This is a genomic window from Luteimonas sp. RIT-PG2_3 (assembly GCF_054902115.1).
Map to the genome: position 1 here is coordinate 113,298 of NZ_JBUBPF010000001.1, position 16,613 is coordinate 129,910.

General features: G+C 68.5%; 14 protein-coding genes. 7 read left to right on the plus strand and 7 right to left on the minus strand.

What is annotated here, in order from left to right:
- Positions 1 to 45: 45 nt before the first annotated feature.
- The 4 genes from ACYX7E_RS00455 to ACYX7E_RS00470 all read right to left on the minus strand — a co-directional run bounded on the left by ACYX7E_RS00455 (position 46) and on the right by ACYX7E_RS00470 (position 7,490).
- Positions 46 to 2,247, minus strand: a complete 2,202-nt coding sequence (locus ACYX7E_RS00455; RefSeq protein ID WP_462078566.1) for a TonB-dependent receptor — start codon at positions 2,245 to 2,247, stop codon at positions 46 to 48.
- Between the two features lie 206 nt (positions 2,248 to 2,453).
- Positions 2,454 to 4,514 carry a serine hydrolase domain-containing protein gene (locus ACYX7E_RS00460; RefSeq protein WP_462078567.1) on the minus strand — a complete coding sequence of 687 codons (2,061 nt, stop codon included), beginning with the start codon at positions 4,512 to 4,514 and terminating at the stop codon, positions 2,454 to 2,456.
- Positions 4,484 to 5,473, minus strand: a complete 990-nt coding sequence (locus tag ACYX7E_RS00465) for a dipeptide epimerase (protein ID WP_462078568.1) — start codon at positions 5,471 to 5,473, stop codon at positions 4,484 to 4,486. The genes ACYX7E_RS00460 and ACYX7E_RS00465 overlap by 31 nt, the downstream gene beginning before the upstream one ends.
- 61 nt (positions 5,474 to 5,534) lie before the next feature.
- On the minus strand, positions 5,535 to 7,490 hold the full coding sequence (locus tag ACYX7E_RS00470) for a serine hydrolase domain-containing protein (protein WP_462078569.1): 1,956 nt from the start codon (positions 7,488 to 7,490) through the stop codon (positions 5,535 to 5,537).
- Between the two features lie 381 nt (positions 7,491 to 7,871).
- Here ACYX7E_RS00470 and ACYX7E_RS00475 point away from each other — a divergent pair, with 381 nt between their 5' ends.
- The gene (locus ACYX7E_RS00475) at positions 7,872 to 8,504 is read left to right on the plus strand and encodes a helix-turn-helix domain-containing protein (protein WP_462078570.1); all 633 of its coding nucleotides are present in this window, start codon (positions 7,872 to 7,874) and stop codon (positions 8,502 to 8,504) included.
- A gap of 54 nt (positions 8,505 to 8,558) precedes the next feature.
- Here the strand turns inward: ACYX7E_RS00475 and ACYX7E_RS00480 are convergent, their stop codons facing one another.
- From ACYX7E_RS00480 to ACYX7E_RS00490, 3 genes are all read right to left on the minus strand, one after another.
- On the minus strand, positions 8,559 to 8,885 hold the full coding sequence (locus ACYX7E_RS00480; protein WP_462078571.1) for a hypothetical protein: 327 nt from the start codon (positions 8,883 to 8,885) through the stop codon (positions 8,559 to 8,561).
- Positions 8,886 to 9,250: 365 nt separating this feature from the next.
- Entirely contained in the window at positions 9,251 to 9,517 is a 267-nt protein-coding gene (locus tag ACYX7E_RS00485; RefSeq protein ID WP_462078572.1) for a GlsB/YeaQ/YmgE family stress response membrane protein, read from the minus strand.
- A 180-nt stretch (positions 9,518 to 9,697) separates the two neighbouring features.
- Positions 9,698 to 11,080: an AMP-binding protein gene (locus ACYX7E_RS00490; protein WP_462078573.1), complete on the minus strand. Its 1,383-nt coding sequence runs from the start codon at positions 11,078 to 11,080 to the stop codon at positions 9,698 to 9,700.
- A gap of 67 nt (positions 11,081 to 11,147) precedes the next feature.
- Here ACYX7E_RS00490 and ACYX7E_RS00495 point away from each other — a divergent pair, with 67 nt between their 5' ends.
- The 6 genes from ACYX7E_RS00495 (at position 11,148) to ACYX7E_RS00520 (ending at position 16,603) form a co-directional block, all read left to right on the plus strand.
- Positions 11,148 to 11,795 (plus strand): 4'-phosphopantetheinyl transferase family protein, encoded by a 648-nt coding sequence (locus ACYX7E_RS00495; RefSeq protein ID WP_462078574.1) that lies wholly within the window; start codon positions 11,148 to 11,150, stop codon positions 11,793 to 11,795.
- A 121-nt stretch (positions 11,796 to 11,916) separates the two neighbouring features.
- On the plus strand, positions 11,917 to 12,561 hold the full coding sequence (gene rsmG / locus ACYX7E_RS00500) for a 16S rRNA (guanine(527)-N(7))-methyltransferase RsmG (protein ID WP_462078575.1): 645 nt from the start codon (positions 11,917 to 11,919) through the stop codon (positions 12,559 to 12,561).
- A gap of 176 nt (positions 12,562 to 12,737) precedes the next feature.
- Positions 12,738 to 13,544, plus strand: a complete 807-nt coding sequence (locus ACYX7E_RS00505) for a ParA family protein (protein ID WP_462078576.1) — start codon at positions 12,738 to 12,740, stop codon at positions 13,542 to 13,544.
- Positions 13,541 to 14,467 (plus strand): ParB/RepB/Spo0J family partition protein, encoded by a 927-nt coding sequence (locus ACYX7E_RS00510; RefSeq protein WP_462078577.1) that lies wholly within the window; start codon positions 13,541 to 13,543, stop codon positions 14,465 to 14,467. Before ACYX7E_RS00505 ends, ACYX7E_RS00510 begins: the two co-directional genes overlap by 4 nt.
- A gap of 64 nt (positions 14,468 to 14,531) precedes the next feature.
- Positions 14,532 to 14,897, plus strand: a complete 366-nt coding sequence (locus ACYX7E_RS00515; RefSeq protein WP_462078578.1) for a VOC family protein — start codon at positions 14,532 to 14,534, stop codon at positions 14,895 to 14,897.
- Positions 14,898 to 15,175: 278 nt separating this feature from the next.
- Entirely contained in the window at positions 15,176 to 16,603 is a 1,428-nt protein-coding gene (locus ACYX7E_RS00520; protein ID WP_462078579.1) for an aldehyde dehydrogenase family protein, read from the plus strand.
- Positions 16,604 to 16,613 lie beyond the last annotated feature (10 nt).

The window sequence follows — 16,613 nt, forward strand, 5'->3', positions numbered from 1 at the left end:
TGACCTTGCGGCGGACGCCTGCCGCCCGCTGCAAGGCCGCTCGCATCAGAAGCGGTAGTCGATCGACAGGCCGACGGTGCGCGGCTGCAGCGGCACGCCGGTCACGGCAACATTGCGGTTGAGGTAGTCCCGGACCGGCGCCATCGACACGTACGAGCGCTCGTCGGTGGCATTGCGCGCGTACAGGCGCACGGTCCAGGTCATGTTGGTGATCTCGGCATGCAGGTCGATCGCGTCATAGCTGTCGATGACAAAGCCCTGCAAACCGACGCGGTCGCCGGTGTAGCGATAGCCACCACCGATCCGGCCACGCCACTGCTCGGTGATGTCGAAGTCGTAGTCGGCCGTCAACGAGCCGCTCCATTCGGGTGTCAGCGGCATGCGATTGCCCGACGTGAGACCACTCGATGCCGGAACGTCACCAATGGTCGAATCGATGTAGGCCGCGTTGACGCCCAGCGTCAGGCGCTCGGCAGGTCGAACCATGAAGGCCAGCTCGACGCCCTCGCTCTTGGCACTGCCGGCATTGCCCATGCGGCTGATGCCGTTCTCGGTGACGCGGACCTGGATGTCTTCCCAGTCGATGCGGAACAGCGCGAAATCGATCATCGCGCGGCGATCCCAGAAGTGAGACTTGAAACCGACCTCGATATTGTCCAGCGTGTCCGACAAGGTCATCGGCACGATGCCGGTGGTCGAGGTGTTGGGGCCGCCGGGTCGATAGCCGGTTGCGTAGCGCGCATACACCATCGCGTTGTCGTTCAGATGCCAGCGCGAGGCGAGCTTCCATGTGGTGACGTTCTCGTCGGACGACGATGCCACGTCGATGCGATTGGCGCCGTACAGCAGGCCATAGCTGTGCTGTTCGAAATCCTGTTGGTTGCGCGCATAGCGAACGCCGGCGGAGACATCGAAACGCGGTCCGAACTTGTAGGTCGCATCGGCGAACAGCGCCTGCTCGTCGTAGCTTCCCGGCAGGGTCGCGATGCCTGGATTGATCGGCAACAGGTTGCCGGTCATGTCATAGGCATACACGGTCTGGTGGTTGCTGTGCTTCTCGCCGGTCAGGAAGGTACCGACCAGCCACTCGAAGCGATCGCTCTGCTTGGAATTGACCCGGAACTCCTGGGTCCATTTCTCGGTCCCCAGGGCAATGTCGAACTGCCCTTGGCCACCCCAATAGGGCCCGTAGACGAGCGTGGAATCCGCCGTCTCGTCCATGCGCGTTTCCGAGTAGCTGCTGGCCGACACGAAGTCGCCCCAGCCCAGGTCCCAGTCGAGGATGGCCGAGTAGTAATCGGTTTCCATGCGATACGGGGTCGCGCGCCGCATCAGACCGTCGAGCGGACCGGCCAAGGGCTCGAGCGTGTTGAAGTCGAAGCCGACCTGGGTCGCGTTGTCGGCATCGACGATCTGCCACAGCCCCTGCAGGCGCAGGTCGATGTTGTCGGTGATGCGCCAGGTCAGCGCCAGTCGCGACGCCAGCTGCTCGTAACCGTTGCTGTCCTTGCCGTCCTTGCCTGCAAGCGCGGGCTGGTCGACATAGCCCGGCGTGGTCTGCCGCGCGAAGCTGGCGCGCAGGCCGACGCGGCCTTCGACCAGCGGCAGGTTGAACGCGGCGCGCACGCCGGTACCGACGTCGCCGGCTTCGCTGACTGAATTGACGTCCATGCCGGCACGGAACTCGAAGGCGTCCGGGTCGCCGGACTTGGTGATGTACTTGAACAGGCCGCCCATTGCGCCGGCGCCGTACAGCGTGCCTTGGGGGCCGCGCAGCACTTCGACGCTTTCGATGTCATACGGCAGCAGGTCGAGCGCATAGGTGGTCGCACGCTGCTTGTTGCTGCTCGGACCGATCGGCGTGTCGTCGATGTAGGTGCCGATGATCGCGCCGCCGCCGAGCGGGGCCACGCCGCGTAGCGCCATCGTGGTCTGGCCCGGCGCACCACCACTGTCGACCTGGAAGCCCGGGATGTAGGCGGCGTAGTCGGTCAGGCGTGCGGCATTGAGCGACTCCAGTCGGGCCTCGCTTATCACGCTCACGCCGGCCGGCACTTCCATGATGTTCTCGCTGCGCTTCTGCGCGGTCGCCACCACGCGATCGAGCTCGACCGCATCGGGCGCCTTCGCGCGGACGTCCGCGTTGGCGTCGCTGGCGGCATCCTGCGCCGATGCCGCACCTGCCAGGCCCGCGCAGCACAGTGCACACATCGTCGCTAGGATCGACCGCTTCATTGTCTTGCGCATGCAAACTCACTCCCAGAACTGATCAGGTGGAAAACACAACATCGAGGTCCCGTTGCGGCCGATGGCCGCCTGGGATGTCCTCAGGAAGATGCCGCTGCGGGGGAACGGCAGCATCGGCAGGGGATTGGGACGTGCGCCACCCTGCCTGCCTTGCGGCAGGGCTGGGCACGTGGTCGCGTGACTCAGTGGCGCGTCAGAACCGGCTCTCAGTACTGCAGGCCGGACGTCGCCAGTCCGTGCACCAGTACGACCCAGCCGATCACGGCGCCGGCCAGCACCAGCAACCACGACCAGATCCGCGTTGCGCGCGGCCAGCCCAGCGGCTGCCGGACCGCGGCAAATGCCAGCAGCGCCACACCGGCCAGCGCCAGCCACGACACCACGTGCATCAGCACCAGGCCGGGCAACGAGGGATCGAGCAATACGCTGGGGCCGTCGCGCGATTGCAGGTAGACCAGCCAGGCGATGAAACCGCCGACAAGCAACAGCAAGGCAAGGTTCTGCAGCCAGCGCAATCCACGTCCGGCCTCGAGGGCGACGACGCCGTAGTAACGACGCGTCAGCACGCCACCGACGCGCAGCACGATCGTGGTCACCAGCAGCAGCAAGGCGACGACGAACGCCGGTTGCAGCCAACGCGGCGAACGCGATCCAGGGATCGGCTCATAGCCCATCACCGAGCCCATCGGGTCGGCACTGAAATACGCCAGGCGTCCGTCCTCGACCTTCGCGGCCAGACGGTTGCGTCCGTTGACCTGCTGCCACTGCCACGGCGCGACCTCGCGCCAGCGCAGCAGCACGCCATTGACGTCCTTGAGGCCGTCGACCGAGATCGTGCCGTCGTCGTGCGCGTGCACGCGGGTCGGCGACAGCAGGTCGAGCACCTTCAGGAACGAGGTCTGCGAGCGTCGCGTGCTGCGCCAGTCGATGCCCGCCAGTGCGGCGGCATGTTCGGCAGCGGTGTCGGCATCGACCGTAGCGGTCGCCGTCGGCAATGCGCGCGGCGGCAGGAAGGTCTCGACGAAGCGCTCGAACACCTGCCCGCGCAACGCGGCACCCGCGGCATTGCGGCCGGCGCTGTTGGTCGAGACGAACAGGCCGATACGCTGCTCCGGCAGCAGGTACAGCCACGAGTAGAAGAACAGCGAGGTGCCGCCGTGCGAGATCACCGGATAGCCGCCGACCTCGGAGGTCATCCAGCCCAGCGCCATCGGCGCCAGCGCAGGCAGCACGGCCGCCTGCGCAGTGTGCATCGCGCGCGCGGTCTGCGCCGACAGGATGCGCTGGCCGTCGAGCTCGCCGAGGTTCAGGTGCGCGAGCATGAAACGCGACATCGCCGCGCCCGACACGTACAGGCCGCCGACGCCGGGCGAGGTGACCTTCTCGGCCGGGTAGGTCTTGCCCGAACCGAGGCGATAGCCCTTCGCTGCATCGGCCAGCAGCGTGTCCGGCAACTGCTGGCGGAAGCTGGCGCTGCGCATGTCCAGCGGGGTGAAGATGTGCTGCTCGACGTAGTCCTCGAACGGCTGGCCGGAGACGCGCTCGACGATGTAGGCCGCGATGCCGGTGGCGTAGTTGGAATAGGCCGGGCGCGTGCCGGGCGCGAAGATCTGGTCGGGCACCCAGTCCTTGATGAAGTTGGCCGCGGTGCTGGCATGGTCCGGGCCGAGCACGATCAGGTGCCGCAGCCGTTCCTCGAGCCCGGCGGTATGGGTCATGACGTGGCGCAGCGTGATCGTCTCGCCGCTGCGCGGCACCTTGAAGTCGAGATAAGTGTTGATGTCGGCGTCGAGGTCGAGCTTGCCCTGCTCCACCAGTTGCATCACCGAGGTCCAGACGAACAGCTTGGACACCGAGCCCGGACGGAACAGCGTGGTCTGGGCATCGACCGGCTTGCGTGCGTCGACATCGGCCAGGCCGAAGCCGCGCTCGGTCAGCACCTTGCCGTCGGCGACGATCGTGACGACGGCGCCGGCGAGATCGCCTTCGGCCATCAGGTAGGGCACCAGGCCATCGAGCCAGGCATCGACGCTGGCGCGATCCAGCGCGGGCGACGCCGGTGCGGCCAGGCCGGCCGGGGCAGGATCAGTGCTGGCGACGGCAGCAGCCGGGGCCGGCGCGACCGCTGCCGCGGGCGCCTGGCGTGCGATCGCCGGGGCGGTGCAGAGCAGGGTCGCGAGCAGCGCGGCCATGCCGACGCGGGTGCCACGCCATGCGCGCATGCGCGGCGCGGCCATCAGCGCGAACCCCAGACGTTGTCGTCGCAATGGATGTCGCCGTTGTCGTAGCGCACGCCGGGTTCGCGGTCCCGCTTCAGCGCCAGCGGCCCGTCGAGATCGACGACGTCGCAATGCTGGCCCACGATATAGGCCGGCGCCATTGCCCAGGCGCTGCCGATCATGTTGCCGACCATGACCTTCATGTCCAGTGCGCGCGCCTTCTCGACCATCGCCAGCCCCTCGGTCAGGCCACCGCACTTGTCGAGCTTGATGTTGACCACGTCGAAGCGGCCGGCCAGCGCATCCATCTCCGACAGACCCTGCACGCTTTCATCGGCAGCGAACGGCAGCGCGCGCGGGAAACCGTCGAGATCGGCCTCGCGTCCGCGCCGCAGCGGCTGCTCGAGCAGCTTGACATCGTTGTCGAGCAACACCGGGATCAGCTTGTCGAGAACATCGACGCTGTACCCCTGGTTGGCATCGACGCCGATCCAGACATCCGGGCGCACCGCGCGCACCGCGCGCACGCGCTCGCAATCGTCTTCCAGTTCACCGGTCAGCTTCAGCTTCAGCGCGCGCGCGGGCTTGTAGCGGCCGGTCGCGGTCGCCTGCAGCGTTGCCGGATCTTCGGCGCCCAGCGTCCACGTGGTCAGCAGCGGGCGCGTCTGCGCCAGGCCCGCGAGCTTCCACGCGGGCACGCCGGCGCGGCTGGCTTCGAGTTCCCACAGCGCGCAGTCGAGCGCATTGCGCGCGCCGCCGGGCGGCAACAGCGACTGCAGCGCGCTGCGGTCGATGCCCGCCTCAATCTCGCCACGCAAGGCTTCCAGGGTCTCCAGCATCTGCGCCGGACGATCGTCGAGGTAGTAGACGCCGCTGGCCTCACCGCGACCGCGATGGCCCTGGTCTTCCAGCGTGACCAGCAACACCGGGGACTCGGTGAATACATAGCCGCTGATACGGAACGGCGCCAGCATTTCCAGCGGTTCGATCTGCAGTTTCATCTTCATGGACAGTGCTCCTTCGACCCGGACGCTTGCCTGCCGGGCTGACTCAGGCAGAGGTGTTGATTCAGTACTTCAGTGCGAAATCGACGAAGCCCTGCAGGACCGCGGCGTAGCTCAGCAGCAGCATCGCCAGCACCAGCAGCAACGCCCAGATCCGTGCCCACAGCGAGCGGCCCGCACGCCTCACCTGCAGCAGGTTCCACAGCGTGGCGGCCAGCCCGCCGACAATGGCCAGCACCGACAGCAGGCCCAGCAGCACGATCCATTTGTCCATGCGCGCGTCCAGGCGGACGTAATCCGCGGTGGCCCAGGACATCAGCCAGAACCAGCCGATCCAGGCCAGCAGCATCAGCCAGATGCCGACGCGTGCGGCGCGGTGCGCCTTCAGTGCGGTGGCCGGCCAGTCGCGGCTGCGACGATAGCGGCGACGCACCAGGGCGGCGATCGGCCAAGCCAGTGCGGTCGCGCCGAGCACGATCAAAGCCACGATCAGCAGCGGCTTCAGCCACAGCGCCGAACGGTAGCCCTCGACGCGCTGGTAGATCACGAACGGCGACGAACCGTCGAGGGCGAACGCGGTGACGCGTCCGTCCTCGACCACGGCGGCGAGCCTCTGCTTGCCGCCGACGGCACGCCAGACCCACGGCGCGATCGGCACGAACTTCGCCGGCTGGCCGCTGATGTCCTTGGCCTTGGCGAAGGTGATGGTGCCGTCGCCGTTGTCGGTCAAGCGCATCTGCGACAGCACCACGCTGAGGCGGCCGACGCCGGTCTCGCTGCGCCGTGACGTGGTGAACACGCCGGCGGCCAAGGCCTTGGCCTGCGCTTTCGCAGCGTCCAGGTCCACCGGCGGATCGACCTGCGCATGCGGGAAGTAACGGTCGGTGAAGCGCTCGATCAACTGGCTGCGGATCGGCCCGGTCACGCCGTTGAGGCCGGCGCTGTTGACCGAGACGAACACGCCGATGCCCTGGTCGGCATACAGGAACAGCTGCGAGTGGAACATCATCGTGTCGCCGGCATGGCCGATGATGCGCTGCTGGTTCTGGTTGATCTCGTAGAAGCCCAGCAGCATCGTGTTCAGCGGCGGCGCGAAGCGCTTCTGCGGCGTGTACATCTCGGCAGCGGTCGCGGCCTTCAACAGCGGCGAATCGACCCCGGACGCCGTGGTCAGGTGCGCGATCATGAAGCGCGCCATGTCGCTGCCGCTGGCCGACAACGCACCGGCCGGCGCCGACGACGTGACTTCGAAACGGTGCGGTTTGCCCGACGCGACCCGGTAGCCCTCGGCGACGTGCGCGCGCAGCGCCGGCGGCAGCGGCTGGCGGAAGCTGGCGTGCTGCATGCCCAGCGGCGCGAAGATGTGCTGCTCGACGTAGTCGTCGAACGACTGGCCGCTGACGCGCTCGACGATGTAACCGGCCAGGCTGGTGCCGTAATTGGAGTACGACGGCACGGTGCCCGGCTCGAAGATCTGCCCCGGCACCCATTCCTTCAGCGCCGGCCCGAGCGCGGCGTGGCCGGCGGCGGCATCGTCCTCGGTCATCCACATCCGCCGCATGTTGGCTTCGAAGCCGGCGGTGTGCGTCATCAGGTGGCGCAGCGTGATCGGCTTGCCGCTGCGCGGCACCTTGAAATCGAGATAGGTGTTGATGTCGGCATCGAGATCGAGCTTGCCCTGCTCGACCTGCTGCATCACCGCCGTCCAGGTGAACAGCTTGGACACCGACGCCGGGCGGAACAGCGTGACGTCGGGGTCGACCGGAATACGCTTTTCGACATCAGCGTAGCCGTAGCCGCGCTTGACGATGATCTCGCCGTCCTTGACCACGGTGACCACGGCACCGGCGACATCGCCGCGGGCCAGCGCGTAGGGCATGTAGCCGTCCAGCCAGTTGCCGACATCGGCCGAATTGACCTGCGGGTTGCGGACGGGGGCCGGTGCGGTGGCGGGCACCGGCGTCGCGGCGGCTTCCGCGGCGACCGGCTGCTGCGCCTGCACGATAGTGGACGACAACATGCCGCATACCGGCATGCCACACACCAACACGACCACCCAGGACCACAGACGCATGCAACACTCCCTTTTCGACCGGTCCGCAGACCCGACAACGGCAGGATCGGTGATGGTATAGATCCTGTTTCGGACACAGTAGTCCTAATCAGAGAATTGTCAATGCTGCACCGCAACCCGCCGGGCGCCCGCCGGACGGCGGTCGTCGAACCGGGCAGCGCCCTGATCCCACATGCACTTGCGGGCGGCGCTTCGGACCATCCGGCCGGCCCGGCGTGGCGGGGCCGCCCCCTCCGGGCGACCGCTGCAATCCTGATCAGGACAATTGTCCCCGCCGGGTAGTATCGTGCTCACTCTCTTCCAAGGATTGACGAAGGCCCCCTTTCGATGAGTTCGAAGTCACCGACACTCGGAACCCTGCTCCGCGGCCTCCGCAGCCGCAACGGCTGGACGCTCAAGGAAATGAGCGAGCACACCCAGATCCCGCTCTCGACCTTGTCCAAGGTCGAGCACGACCGCCTGACCCTGACCTACGACAAGCTGCTGCAGCTCAGCCAGCGCCTGAACATCCGGATGTCGGAGCTGTTCGCCGAACCCGAGGCGGTCAGCACCAAGGCCATCACCGCGCGCCGCAGCATCGGCACCATCGAGCACTCGCTGCGCGTCACCACCGCCAACTACGACTACTACTACCTGTGCACCGAGCTGCGCCGCAAGCGGATGATCCCGTTGATCACCCGCATCCGCGCCAAGACGCCGGCGGAGTTCGGCGAGCTGGTCCGCCACCCGGGCGAGGAATACGTGCACGTGCTCGAAGGCCGCATCCAGGTACATACCGAGTTCTACGATCCGGTCACGCTCGATACCGGGCAGGGCATCTATATCGACAGCCAGATGGGCCACGCCTACATCGTCGACACCGGTTGCGAGGAAGCCACCGTGCTGGGCGTCTGCGCCAGCGCCGATGACGACCTGATGGAATCGTTGATGACGCTGCACGGCGAAGACTCCGTCAGCTGAGTCGCGCGGCGGTCCTCGGCGCGCCAAAGCCTGCTACGTGCAGCCTGCCTGCCGTCAATCCGCGTCCGTCAAGGGTGCCTGCACCGCGTTCGCGGACAGGCCTGCGACCGACGCCTCCGCGCCCGGCACCTGCGCCAGGTCGCGGACATTGCGCAGCCGCAATCGATGGCCGCGGCCCAGTCGCCTGGCGACGACCTGCAGCACGAGCACCAGGTCGTCGCGATAGTGCAACGCGATCGCGTCGTCGGCGATCGGCCAATGCCGGTGCAGCAGGAACGACTGGTACGGCCGCTGCAGCGCGCGCGTGGCACGGAGCTGCAGCGCGGCGTCGAGCAGGATGACATGGCTGGACTCCTCGAACGGGCAGTCCTGCGACAGCACCAGTACGAATCCCTGCGCGCAGGCGTATTGCGCTTCGATGACGTAGCCGGGAACCCGGTCGTGGTCGCGGCGCCATCGCGATACAGGCGTGTCGTCGCCGGCCAGGTGTCATAGGCACCGGCATGACGTTCGAGCGAGAACAGGCTGATCGCTTGCATGCCGCGTCCTTCCCTGCTGCGGCGCGCGTCCGCCGCCTTGCCCACGCTAGCGCAGCCTGCGCGACAGCACCAGCTGCGGACAGGGTTCGCAATCAGAGCAAGATCCTCTCAATGGGCACAACAAAAAGGCCCGGCAATGCCGGGCCTTCGTTGGACGGACTTGAGGCCGACCGATCCGAGCGCGACATCTGCGCTCGACCGGATCGCTCAGCGTACCTTGCCGCGGCGGAACAGGTTGATGATCGCCAGCAGCACGATCGCGCCGATCAGCGACACCACGAAGCTCATGATACTGAAGCCATCGTTGATGGAGCCTGCGCCGACCAGCGGTCCGATCAGCCAGCCGCCGATAAACGCACCGATGATGCCGACCACGATGTTGAGCAGGATGCCCTGCTGCGCGTCGGTACGCATGACCAGGCTTGCGAGCCATCCCACGACGCCGCCGACGATCAACCAGATGATGATGCCCATGCATGAACTCCCAGGTTGGACGAGAAAATTGCACGAAGAAGCGAATGCTTCGATCGCACGCGACGTGGTCATCGCAGACTGACAGCGCCACCGTGATGGCGGTGTCAGGGTTTCCGTCCATCTGCAGCCAGCATCCGGCTGGCCAGCGCCCCAGACCCGGTTCAAAGTTTGAACAGATTCTCAGCCGTCCTCGCCCTTCAGCAGCGCCAGCACGGTGCTGCGCGGCAGCTTGCCGGTCTCGTTGCGCGGCAGGCTGGCCACGCAGCGCACCCGCCGCGGCAGGAACACCGGGTCGATGCTCGCGCGCAGCGCCCGCAGGATCGCGGCCTCGTCGACGCCGTCGCAGACCGCCAGCGCCGCGATCCGGCGCACGCCTCGGGCATCGGTCTCGTCCAGTTGCACCACCACGCCGTCGCGGACGCCGGGCACGTCCAGCAGCCGGCGCGTCAGCTCGCCCAGCGACACCCGTTTGCCGGCGATCTCCAGCAGGTCGGCCTGGCGCCCACGCAATTCAAAGCGATCGGGACCGGTGAAGGCGATCAGGTCGGCCAGTTCGACCGCCTCGGGCAGGTGCGCGCCCTGCACCAGAGTGCCTTCGGGACGCGGCTGCAGGCTGACGCCCGGGAACAGCGTCCAGGCCGTTTCCGACACCGTGCGCCGCGAGGCGATGATGCAGGTCTCGGTAGAACCGAAGACCTCGCGCACCGGGCAGCCGAACGCGGCCTCGGCGGCCTGTGCCTGCGCCTGCGGCAGCGGCGCGGTCGCGGTGACCACGGCCGCCATCGGCGGCAGCGCGACCGCCGATTCGACCAGCGCGCGCAGGTGCACCGGCGTGGTCACCAGTACGCGCGGCTCGGGCATGTCCGACAACGCCTGCACGATGTCGCCGGGGAAGAACGGACGCCCGCCATGCACGCAGGCCTGCGACAGCATCGGCCACAGCACGGACAGCTCCATGCCGAACATGTGCTGCGGCGGCACCGTGGCGACGATCGCCGGCCGCGCCTGCGCAGGCCACAACCCCGACAGCGCCCGCACGTTCTGCGCGGTGCTGGTGTCGAACATGCCCCAGCGTTTGGGATTGGGCGTGGGCGTGCCGGTGCTGCCCGAGGTGAAACCGATCACCGCCAGCGCGTCGCGGGCCACTTCCAGTGCGGCGCCGGGCAATCGCGGCAGCACGTCCGGCAGCCGCTGGTAATGCGGCAGGCAACCCATCGGGCCGGATTCGCAGCCGCAGTCGTCGACATCGCCGATGCAGTAGCTGGCCGGATGACGGGCGCGGACGTCGTCGATCGCTGTGCGCGTCCGCGACGGCGGCAGCAGCGTGACCTGGCCGCGGATCGCGGCCGCGCACAGCGCCACCAGGAAACGGTAGCGGTCCTCGCACAGGTTGACGACATGGCCGATGGCCGGCAGCGACGCGGCGACGCCGCGCACCTCGTCGGCGAAGCGCTCACGCGTGATCCAGCGGCCGTCGGCGAATGCGATCGGGCTGTCGGCGGCGCCCTGCAACAGCGGCATCGACGGGGACGGCGGGGAGTTGGGGCGGAGATGGGCCGACATGGGTGCGGAACGCGGTCGCTGCCGCGGTGTTCTGTGTCCGTGGCCTTTTAGCTTACGCTGCCCGCCCATGGTTGCCCCAGCCCACACCCCGCCCGCCGCCGCGCCCCTGCCTGGAGCACAGGCCGGCTTCGACGGCGGCCTCCAGGTCGGCCCGATCCGCTGCGCCTGGCGCGACTACCAGCGCGGTGTCGCCGCCGAGCCACTGGTACGGCCGTGGCTGGCGCAGGCGTTGCAGCAGCCCGAAGCCGCGCTCGGCCTGTGGCGGGACGTGCATGGACGCCCGCACCTGGCGGCAGCGCATCGGGACGTCGACACCAACTGGAGCCACAGCGGCGAAGCCCTGCTGGTGGCACTGGGCACCGGCGTGGATGTCGGCGTCGACATCGAATGGCTGCGCCCGCGCCACAACGCGATGCCGCTGGCGACGCGTTTCTTCGCCCCCAGCGAGACCGCGATCCTGGCGCGACTGGCCCCCGACGACTGCGAGACCGCGTTCGTGCGGCTGTGGTGCGCCAAGGAAGCGGTGCTGAAGGCGCATGGCCGCGGCCTGTCGTTCGGCCTGCACCGGCTGGCCTTCATCCTCGACGACCAGGGCTGGTCGCTGACCGACTGCGACCCCGAGCTGGGCCGGCCAGTCGACTGGTCGCTGCATGCGTTCGCACCGATGCCGGGCTACCTGGCCACGCTGGCCTGGCGCGCGCGGCAAAGGGCATGACCTGAGGGAGCGGCCATGGCCGCGATCCCGCATTCCCTTGAAAGCCTCATTGCGGCCATGACCGCTCCCACGAAATTCCAGCTGTTCCTGCACAAGCTCCCCGCGCTCCTACAATGGCGACATGACCGACTCCCTCCCCGCTAGCGTCCGCGACGAACTGACCGCCGGCCTGGCCGCGCTCGACTTGGCGACCACGCTCGCCGATCCGTTGCTCGTCTACCTGGCCCTGCTCGACCGCTGGAACCGCACCTACAACCTGACCGCGATCCGCGACCCGCAGACGATGGTCGCCCGGCACCTGCTGGACTCGCTGGCGATGGCGCCGCACGTCGCCGGCCTGGCGACGCTGGCCGATCTCGGCACCGGCCCCGGCCTGCCCGGCATCCCGCTGGCGATCGCTTTCCCCGGCCTGCAGGTGACCCTGGTGGAATCCAACGGCAAGAAGGCGCGCTTCCTGCGCGAGGCGGTGCGCACGCTGAAGCTGGCCAATGCCAGCGTCGCCGAATCGCGCGCCGAGGCGCTGGACCGCCCGGGCGCGTTCGACGCGATCACCGCGCGCGCGCTGGCCACGCTGGGCGACATCATCGCCGTCGGCGGACACCTGCCCGGCCCCGGCGGCCGCCTGCTGGCGATGAAGGGCGTCCGCCCGGACGACGAGATCGCCGCCCTCCCGGCCGGCTGGCGCCTCGAGGCCCTGCACGCGCTGGCCGTGCCCGGCCTGGGCGCCGACCGTCACCTGGTGGTCATCGGCCGCGCCGCAGCCTGATCGGTCTGGCGATTTGCTCACCATCCGGTCGCGCGGCGTCCGGCTCGGGGCATAATCCCTCGTCCGGAGCCGGCCAGGTCGGCCTCCGCAGCCGGTACGATCCAACGCTCCACCCCGCGCTCCACCCCCTGCAACATCCCCGCATCACTCCCGCAGCGACCGAGGCACACGGACCCATGGCCCGCATCATCGCCATCGCCAACCAGAAAGGCGGCGTCGGAAAGACGACCACCGCGGTCAACCTGGCGGCGGGACTCGCGGCCGCGCCCAAGCGCGTGCTGCTGATCGACCTGGACGCGCAGGGCAACGCCACGATGGGCAGCGGCGTGGACAAGCGCGACCTGCTGGCCTCGACCTGCGACGTGATGATGGGCGAGGTGCTGGCCGAGGACGCGATCATGGAAACGGTCGAAGGCTTCGACCTGATCCCCGGCAACACCGACCTGACCGCGGCCGAGATCGAGCTGATGGACGCCGAGGGACGCGAGCAGCGCCTCAAGCGCGCGCTCGATCCGCTGCGCGCGCGCTACGACTTCATCATCATCGACTGCCCGCCGGCGCTGTCGTTGCTGACGCTGAACGCGCTGACCGCGGCCGACTCGGTGCTGGTGCCGATGCAGTGCGAGTACTACGCGCTGGAAGGCCTGAGCTCGCTGATGCAGACCATCGATGCGCTGAAGGCACAACTCAACCCCGACCTGGAGATCGAAGGCGTGCTTCGCACGATGTTCGATGTCCGCAACAACCTGGCCAACGCGGTCTCGGCCGAGCTGGTCGAGCATTTCGGCGACAAGGTGTTCCGCACCATCGTGCCGCGCAACGTACGCCTGGCCGAGGCGCCGAGCCATGGCCAGAGCATCGTCGGCTACGACAAGGCATCGCGCGGCGCCGTCGCGTACCTGGGGCTGGCCGGCGAAGTCATGCGTCACCAGCGCGAGCGCGAACAACACGAGGACAAGGCAACGATGGAGAACCCGGCATGAGCGCACCCGGCAGCGGCAAGGGCGCGCCCGCCAAGAAGCGTGGCCTCGGACGCGGGCTTGAAGCCCTGCTCGGCCCGAAGGCCGCCGCCGAGGCACCGAAGCTCGAAGCCACGCCCGAGGACACGCTGCGGACCTTGCCCGTCGACGCGATGCGCGCAGGCAAGTACCAGCCACGCAAGCACTGGGATCCCGACAAGCTGACCGAGCTGGCCGAGTCGATCAAGGCGCAGGGCGTGATCCAGCCGATCGTCGTCCGCCAGCTGCCCGACCGCACCTACGAGATCATCGCCGGCGAACGCCGCTGGCGCGCGTCCAAGGAAGCCGGCCTCAGCGAGATCCCGGTCGTCATCCGCAAGGTCGACGACCGCACCGTCGTCGCGATGGCGCTGATCGAGAACATCCAGCGCGAAGACCTGAACCCGCTGGAAGAAGCGCAGGCGCTGCAGCGGCTCATCGACGAATTCGACCTGACCCACGCACAGGCTGCCGAAGCGGTCGGCCGTTCGCGCGCCGCCGTGTCCAACCTGCTGCGCCTGCTGGAGCTGCCGCCGGCGATCCGCGCGCTGGTCGAAGCCAAGCGGCTCGAGATGGGCCATGCGCGCGCGCTGCTGACGCTGTCGCCGGAACTGGCCAGCAAGCTCGCCTCCGATGCCGCCGAGAACGGCTGGTCGGTGCGCGAAGTCGAGCACCGTGCGCAGCAGTTCGCCGCCGGCAAGGTGCCGACCAGTTCGAAGAAGTCAGGCGCCAACAAGGCGCGACCGCCGGCGGACATCGTCACGCTGGAAAACGAACTCGCCGAAACCCTGGGCACCAAGGTCAGCATCGCCCATGGCCGCAACAACAAGGGCAAGCTGGTGATCCACTACACCAGCCTGGACACGCTGGACGGCGTGCTCGAGCGGCTGCGCTTGCGCAGCCCCTGAACGCCCGGCGTCCGCGCCCCTGAGCGCGTCGTGCCGCATCGCCCCACACGACAAGGACACCCGCATGCCCGCGCACGGAACACTGGACTACGTCGAATTCGCCGCCGCCGACCTCGACGCAACCCGCGCGTTCTTCGCGCGCGCATTCGGCTGGACGTTCGTCGATTACGGCCCGGACTACATCGCGTTCGCCCGTGGCGAGGCCGGGCTTGATGGCGGCTTCTTCCGCGCGCCGCTGGCCTCGACCACCGACCGCGGCGGTGCGCTGCTGGTGTTCTACAGCGAGCGCCTCGAACAGACACTGGCCGACGTCGAGCAGGCCGGCGGCCGGATCCTGAAGCCGGTGTTCGCCTTCCCCGGCGGCCGCCGCTTCCATTTTGCCGAGCCCAGCGGCAACGAGTTCGCGGTCTGGAGCGAGCCCGCCAGCTGAGAGGCGTCCGCTGAACCTCACCCGTTGAGCCCCGCGCGCTGGACCTGACCGCTGGGCCACGCGGGCCACGGCATGTCGCGCCAGCGAGGCCCGGTCGCAACGGCAGCCTCGACGCATCGCAGGCGCGATTACGGGATCTCCTGCCTGCGCCGCCATGGTTCCATGATCGACGCAGGGGTCGGACCGCGTCCGCACCTGCGTCGCGGTGCGCGAGTGCGACCGGTCTCCCGGTACCTCGTCCGCCGAATGTCCAGGGCGTGGCCAGAAGAGGCGTGGTGATGACAGTGAACAACGATTTCCGGTTCTATATCGACGGCCGTTGGCAGGAGCGCCCCGACGCGCCCCGCATCGCCGTCGTCGAGCCGTTCTCCGAACGCGTGGTCGGCCATGTCGCCGCCGGCTCGCGCGAGGATGTCGACCTGGCCGTGGCCGCCGCGCGACGCGCGTTCGTGACGTTTTCGCAGAGCAGCGTCGACGAGCGGCTCGCGCTGCTGGACAGGATCCTCGTGCTGCTGGAAGCGCGCGCCGAACTGTTCGCGCAGGCCCTGGTCACCGAGATGGGGGCCGCGATCGGTTTCGCGCGTGCCTCGCAGGTACCGTTCGCGATCGCGCACGTGCGCGTGCAGAGGGAAGTGCTGCGCGATTTCGCGTTCCTGTCGCAGGAAGGTGGCCTGGCCACCGCCAAGGAACCCATCGGCGTCTGCGCACTGATCACGCCGTGGAACTGGCCGCTGTACCAGATCACCGCCAAGGTCGCGCCGGCGATCGCGGCCGGCTGCACGGTCGTGCTCAAGCCCAGCGAACTGTCGCCCTACAGCGCGCAGCTGTTCGCGCAGGTCATGCACGATGCCGGCGTCCCGGCCGGCGTGTTCAACCTGGTCGGCGGCACCGGTGAGGTCGTCGGCGCGGCGCTGGCCGCGCATCCCGATGTCGACATGATCTCGATCACCGGCTCGACGCGTGCCGGCGTGCTGGTCGCGCAGGCCGCCGCGGTCAGCGTCAAGCGCGTGGTCCAGGAGCTGGGCGGCAAATCCCCGAACCTGTTCCTGGACGATGCCGATTTCGAACAGGGCGTCGCCAAGGGCGTGCTCGCCGGCATGCGCAATGTCGGCCAGTCCTGCAGCGCGCCGACGCGGATGCTGGTCCCCGCATCGCGGCTGGCCGAAGTCGAGGCGCTGGCCGCCGCCGCGGTCGCCGGCATCCTGGTCGGCGACCCGAACGACGAACGCACGACGATGGGCCCGATCGCCAATGCCGCGCAGTTCGACCGCGTGCAGACGATGATCGCGGCAGGCATCGAGGACGGCGCCACCTTGCTGTGTGGCGGTCCCGGCCGACCGGACGGACTGGAGCACGGCTTCTTCGCGCGGCCGACGATCTTTTCCAACGTGACGCCCGACATGCGCGTCGCGCGCGAGGAGATCTTCGGGCCGGTGCTGGTGATCATGCCGTACCGCGACGAAGAGGAAGCCATCGCGATCGCCAACGACACCGTCTATGGCCTGGGCGCGCACCTGCAATCAGGCGATCCGGCGCGCGCGCGTCGCGTGGCCGGACGGATCCGCGCCGGCCAGGTCCACATCAACTATCCGCCGTGGAATGGCCATGCGCCGTTCGGCGGCTACAAGCAGTCGGGCAACGGCCGCGAGTACGGCGTCCACGGTCTCGGCGAGTACCTGGAAACCAAGGCGATCGTCGGCTACTGAGCGGGCGGCC